Raw genomic sequence first — 6,245 nt, 5'->3', positions numbered from 1 at the left:
TGTCATCCTGAGGCCGGCTTTTTGGCCGAAGGATCTCGCCTTTGTTGTCATTCTGAGGGCGAAGCCCGAAGAATCTCGCCTTTGTTGTCATTCTGAGGACCAACCCCGAGATCCTCCCTTCGCTGGGCTCGGGATGCTGCGCGATCGCTTCGCTCAGGATGACAAGAATCAGGTCCTTCCGCGATCGCTATCGCTCAGGAGGACAAAAGCGGTTTGTCATCCTGAGGCCGGCTTTTTGGCCGAAGGATCTCGCCTTTGTTGTCATTCTGAGGGCGAAGCCCGAGATCCTCCCCTCGCTGGGCTCGGGATGCTACGCGATCGCTATCGCTCAGGATGATGTCTGTTCTGTCATCCTGAGGCCGGGTTTATGGCCGAAGGATCTCACCTTTGTTGTCATTCTGAGGGCGAAGCCCGAAGGATCTCGCCCTTGTTGTCATTCTGAGGACCAACCCCGAGATCCTTCGTCGCTATGCTCCTCAGGATGACAAAAGCGAAATGCTCCCCTCGCTGGGCTCGGGACGAAAGACCAGGACCGAGATCCTCCCCTCGCTGGGCTCGGGATGCTACGCGATCGCTTCGCTCAGGATGACAAGAATCAGGGCCTTCTGCGATCGCTATCGCTCAGGATGACAAGAATCAGGTCCTTCCGCGATCGCTTCGCTCAGGAGGACGTCTGTTCTGTCATCCTGAGGCCGGCTTTTTGGCCGAAGGATCTCGCCTTTGTTGTCATTCTGAGGGCCAACCCCGAGATCCTCCCCTCGCTGGGCTCGGGACGAAAGACCAGGACCGAGATCCTTCGCTTCGCTCAGGATGACAAGAACCAGGGCCTTCTGCGATCGCTATCGCTCAGGATGACAAAAGCGGTTTGTCATCCTGAGGCCGGCTTTCTTGGCCGAAGGATCTTGCCTTTGTTGTCATTCTGAGGGCGAAGCCCGAAGAATCTCGCCTTTGTTGTCATTCTGAGGGCGAAGCCCGAGATCCTTCGCTTCGCTCAGGATGACAAGAATCAGGTCCTTCCGCGATCGCTTCGCTCAGGATGACAAGAACCAGGTCCTTCTGCGATCGCTTCGCTCAGGATGACAAGAACCAGGGCCTTTTGCGATCGCTATCGCTCAGGACGACAAAAGCGGTTTGTCATCCTGAGGCCGGGTTTATGGCCGAAGGATCTCACCTTTGTTGTCATTCTGAGGGCGAAGCCCGAGATCCTTCGCTTCGCTCAGGATGACAAGAATCAGGTCCTTCCGCGATCACTTCGCTCAGGACGACAAAAGCGGTTTGTCATCCTGAGGCCGGCTTTTTGGCCGAAGGATCTTGCCTTTGTTGTCATTCTGAGGGCGAAGCCCGAGATCCTTCGCTTCGCTCAGGATGACAAGAATCAGGTCCTTCCGCGATCGCTTCGCTCAGGATGACAAGAACCAGGTCCTTCTGCGATCGCTATCGCTCAGGATGACTGCAACACCCCGAATAATCTAAAAAGGAGGCATCGTCTCATGAACGCCACTCTCGCGAAAAAAGTCGCCCTCAGGGGGCTCCTCATCGCCGCCGTCACCGGGGCCACCATGCTCAGCATTCCGGTGCCCGGCTTCCGGCTCTACTTCAACTTCGGGGAGGGAATCATCTACACGGCTGCCCTGCTCCTCGGCCCCGCGTGGGGTGCGGCCGCCGGCGGCATAGGCGCATCCCTGGCGGATCTCCTCCTCGGGTACCCTCTCTGGGCTCCCTTCACTCTCTTCATCAAGGGAACCGAAGGCTACGTCACGGGAAAACTCGGAATACGGTCGCCCCTTCTCGGCATCACCTCGGGAGCCGCCGTCATGACCGCAGGCTACTCAACCATGGCCGCAGTGCTCTACGGTCGGGCCGCCGCGCCGGTTGAACTGGTCACGGACCTGCTGCAGTGCGGCATGGGGGCCGCCCTTGCCCTGGCGGCGTTGAAGCCCCTCAGGCAAGCTCTTTCCCGAAGTTCCGGAGGCGGGATGTAACAAGCTCCTTCAGCTCCCGGATGACATGCTTGTGCTCCCCTTCCGGGAAGCCGTCCACGGTGGGTTCACGGCGCCGGGTCACCCCGTCCACCGCACCGGCTGAAATGAGGGCGTCCAGGATACATCCGGTCTCATCTTCCTCCGGGCCGATCCATTCTCCGCACCCCCATGCGGTCAAATTTCGGCTGTCGTTCCATCAAAAAGCGATCAGTTTTAGGGAACCTCTGAACAATGCCGATTAATGTGTTAAAAAAACAGATTCTATCGGGTCTCGTGAGGACAAAATATTCTTTTTCTCGGAGCTTCCTTAGATACTAAAACCACTCCGGGAGATAAGAGAATCGCTTCCCCCCCCCCATCGGCACGCACTCGTTCAGCCCCGAAGCACCGCTTCTTCTCTTTCGCGGAAATACGAGACTGTTTTCTTTACCAAATCGTCAAGAGCTCCTTTGTCCGGAAGGCCATTCATCGCGGCGTACGGATTCCCTCCGGGACCCAACGGTTCGGCGGTAATGAAACGATTGCCGCTGTTGTAGCCGATGAGGTACAGCGCCCGAATCACCGTATCGATATCAAGAGAACCGTCGCCGAGAGCAAGGCGGTTGCTGTCTGCAAGATGAAGATTGACCAGCCGTTCCCCTGCCTCGAGAATCGCCGTTCCAAGGTGGGCTTCGGCGCTTTGCATATGATACAGGTCGCCGTTGATATGACGAACTCCCGGATGGCCCACTGCCGCGATATACTCTCCGGCTTCGGCTATTGTATGGACGAGACTCACTTCATCGGCGCGAATAGGCTCCACTGCGGCTTTCACATTATACTGAACAAAAAGATCCGCCGCAATTTTCAACGTCTCCACGCTACGGTGAAACTCGCCGTCGTCGTAGGCATCCGGACGCCCCACGGCGCCGGGGACCACCAGCATGTATGAACCGCCCACGGAGCTTGTAAACGGAACCACCCTGCGAATGTAGTCCACCGCGGCTTGCCGCTGGTGGGGAATATTGGAGGAGAGGTCGTTGTGGACGGAGAACATACCGCACACTCCCGAGACCTTCATATCGTACTTTTTCAGTACGGCAAGAGTCTCCTCCGTCTTATAGCCCAGATCGGGGCCGTACATATTCCCATGGAGCTCTATATATTCCACGCCCGCTGCAGCGAGACGGGCGCACGAATCATCCAGAGTCTCCATACCAAACCCCCAGTTGCTCCATGAGAGTTTTAGACGCTCCTTCAACTTCTCGGGATGCTGTTTCCGTAAAGCATCGAAAGCATCGAGAATGGCGGCGTTCTTCTCTTCAAAACGCTGTTTCTTCAATTTCGCTCCTCCTTCGGCGGCACGCGCCGATCGTATAGGAGGGGGCACCCGGCCCCCGTCCTCTGACACATAGGTACCGTTCGGTAACGGCGGTTCACGAAGATTGACCGAAGCGTTACCCGGACGCCGGACCGAACAGACCGATGGGTCTGATGTATCGGTTCTCCGTGGCCATACGGAGCTGGGGCCTACAAGCCGCCGGCGGTTTTTCCGGTAGGAGGCTATCTTCATGGCGTCGTCGTGAGACAGGCCGAGAAATCCGTTCCATTTTCCTTATAGGTAACGCCTATGCCGGTCGCACAATACAAAACGGAGGGGGGATCCCCCTCCGTCTCCCTGCTGAAAAAAATTTCTATTTTACCTCGACGTCCGCAAGAGCTCTGTCCATCTTCACCTTCAGTTGGTCCATGGCTTCCTGGGTGGACTTGTAATTGCCTGCCACGAGATCCTGAAGCGTGGCGGCCCATTCCGTCGTAAGCTCGAAGAAGTAGGGGTTCGGCGTGAAGTAGATGGTCGTTCCGGGCACGGTGGCCTCGAAGGTCTCCTTGAACCCCGGAGTGGCTTCGATAATCTTCTGGAATGCGGGGTTGTCGAAGACGGATTTGCGGGGGGGATCCACCGATTTCCACTCCGTCACGGACCAAGACTGGAACTCCTTGCCTGTGAAGTACTGCAGAAAGAGCCACGCTGCGTCCTGCTGTTTAGATGTTGCGTTCATGGCGAGAGACCACACCCAGAGGTTGGACTTGATCTCCGTCTTGCCCTTGGGCAGAGGAGGAGGCGCGAAGGCGATCTTCCCAGACTGGCTGGAAGCGCCCGGCACGGATTGGAAGTAGCCGTTGCAGTCGGCGTCGAAGAGCATTGCGGCCTTCCGGGCACCAAGATCCGCTCCGCACTGGTACCATGTGTACGACGACCAGGTGGGGGAGCCTCCGGCTTTTATAAGCTGGACCCACATGTCGGTCATCGCTACGGCTTCGGGAGAGTTCACCTTGGAGACCAGCTTGCCGTCTTCAATAACAAGGTCGGTCGCGCCGTAGTTGGCGAACGTGGTCATGTAGCCCGGATGGATTGTGGCCCAGTTGCGGGTGCCGCGGACTGCGAGCGCATATGTTCCCTTGCCTTCGAATTCGTTGAGCTTCTTCGTCAGTTCGAGAAGTTCGTCGATGGTCTTCGGAGGCTTTACACCGAACTTGTCGAAGACCTCGATGTTGTACATAAGAACGTTGTCTTCAAAGCCGATGGGGAGCGCCCACTGCCCGCCCGTTCCGACCTTGTGGCCGGGGACGAGATCCCAGCGAAGAGCGCCGACGATACCGGGGAAGAAGTCGGCATAGTCGTAGTCGGGGGCTGTCTTTGCGGGATCGTTCAAGAACGTGTTGAGATCGACCATGTACCCGGATGTGGCATAGTCCCAGCACTGGTAGGCGCCCGTCATGTAGACGTCGGGGTCTCCCGATCTGCTGCTGAGAGATGTGGTGAGCTTATCGAAGTAATTCTCCTCGGGGATCATGGTGTGTACAACCTTGATGCCCGTTTTAGCTTCGAATTCCGGCAATTTCTTGATGATTCCTTCAGCATAGGGGTGCTGGTTGAACAGAACCTTGATAGTCCTACCTTCACACTGTTTCCAGTTGAATTCAGCGGCAACAGCCGTGCCTGCGCTGATCAGGAACATAGTAACGACGAGCAGAAGCACTATTTTCTTCAAATCAGTCGTCCCTCCTTAAAAATGCCAGCACATCTCTTCCGGTAACGGAGTAACACCACACGATCCTCTTCTTCTCAGTTCTTCACCCCCGGCGACGCGTCACCTCCCCTCGCGCGCATGAAGCCGTCCATCAGGGGACGAGAACAACCCGAACAGCGCCCTCGCCCTTGAGAGCCAGTTCAAACCCCTCTTTCCACTTTTCAAGAGGCAGCTTGTGAGAGACCACGCCCTCCGTGGGAATTCTTCCTTCCGCTATCCACTCAATGACAGGTTCGAAACAGTACGGGCTGAGATGAACCCCCAGAAGGTCAAGTTCCTTTTCGTCGCTAATGATGCTCCAATCAACCGTCACAGGATGGCCGAAAACACTGAACTCCACAAAACGTCCAAGCTTGCGGATCATATCCAGCCCCTGCTGCACCGCGGAAGGGTGCCCCGACGCTTCGATGTAGATGTCGCATCCGTAGCCGCCGGTCATGTCAAGCACTTTCTTCACTACGTCCTCTTTTGTCGGGTTCATGACGATATCGGCTCCAAACTTCTTTGCCAATTCGAGGCGATGATCGTTGACATCAAGAACAACGAGTGTTTTGGGATTGCGAAGCTTCGCCGCGCCGATCATACCGAGGCCAAGACATCCGACGCCGCCGATCACCACAATATCCTCATTGCCGATCTGCGCCCGATCGATACAGTGTTTCGAGCACGCAAAGGGTTCCACCAGGACTGCCGCCTCCATGGGAATGTCCTTGGGAATCTTGTACACCAGCGCCTCTTTGGGAAGACGCATATACTCGGCCATGCCGCCGTTCACGTTGTACTGAAAACCGTATACATCGTGTTTCTGGCACATCCAGTAGCGCCCGCTTTTGCAGAACTTGCATTCCCAGCAGGGGACGATCTGATCGGAAGTCACTCTATCGCCGATTTGGAAGTCGCCCTTCACGTTGGGACCCATCTCCACTATATGACCGATAAACTCATGTCCAGGAATGACGGGGGCCTTGATGTAGGAAGGCCTTCCCTCTTCGCCCCAGAAGCGGGGGGCTCCGAGGTAGGACTTCGTGTCTCCGGCGCAGATTCCGCACGCTTCGACCTTGATGATGATCTCTCCCTCTCCGGCTACGGGAACATCAACCTCCTCGTAACGGTAATCCTTCGGCGCATATGCAACAAGAGCCTTCATTTTTTTCGGCAGATCAGTCATGAACACACCGCTCCCTTCGCTATA

The 6,245-nt window shown here is 56.4% G+C and carries 5 protein-coding genes; 1 reads left to right on the top strand and 4 read right to left on the bottom strand.

Annotated features, from left to right (window positions below):
- Positions 1 to 1,490: 1,490 nt before the first annotated feature.
- Positions 1,491 to 1,982, top strand: coding sequence for an ECF transporter S component (locus JMJ95_RS12255; protein WP_290685734.1), 492 nt, complete (start codon positions 1,491 to 1,493; stop codon positions 1,980 to 1,982).
- On the opposite strand, the gene JMJ95_RS12250 is transcribed toward JMJ95_RS12255, so the two are convergent.
- From JMJ95_RS12250 to JMJ95_RS12235, 4 genes are all read right to left on the bottom strand, one after another.
- A complete protein-coding gene (locus JMJ95_RS12250) occupies positions 1,942 to 2,160 on the bottom strand; it encodes a glutamate cyclase domain-containing protein (RefSeq protein ID WP_290685732.1) in 219 nt (72 codons plus the stop codon). The genes JMJ95_RS12255 and JMJ95_RS12250 overlap by 41 nt on opposite strands.
- Positions 2,161 to 2,355: 195 nt before the next feature.
- Complete coding sequence (locus JMJ95_RS12245; RefSeq protein ID WP_290685729.1) at positions 2,356 to 3,303, bottom strand: sugar phosphate isomerase/epimerase; 948 nt, start codon at positions 3,301 to 3,303, stop codon at positions 2,356 to 2,358.
- Positions 3,304 to 3,655: 352 nt separating this feature from the next.
- Positions 3,656 to 5,014, bottom strand: coding sequence for an ABC transporter substrate-binding protein (locus JMJ95_RS12240; RefSeq protein WP_290685727.1), 1,359 nt, complete (start codon positions 5,012 to 5,014; stop codon positions 3,656 to 3,658).
- Between the two features lie 130 nt (positions 5,015 to 5,144).
- A complete protein-coding gene (locus JMJ95_RS12235) occupies positions 5,145 to 6,221 on the bottom strand; it encodes an alcohol dehydrogenase catalytic domain-containing protein (RefSeq protein WP_290685724.1) in 1,077 nt (358 codons plus the stop codon).
- Positions 6,222 to 6,245: the final 24 nt, after the last annotated feature.

Source organism: Aminivibrio sp. (assembly GCF_016756745.1).
Taxonomy (GTDB): domain Bacteria; phylum Synergistota; class Synergistia; order Synergistales; family Aminobacteriaceae; genus Aminivibrio.
The sequence above is the reverse complement of the archived record's forward strand: the minus strand, read 5'-3'. Positions and strand labels throughout refer to the sequence as shown.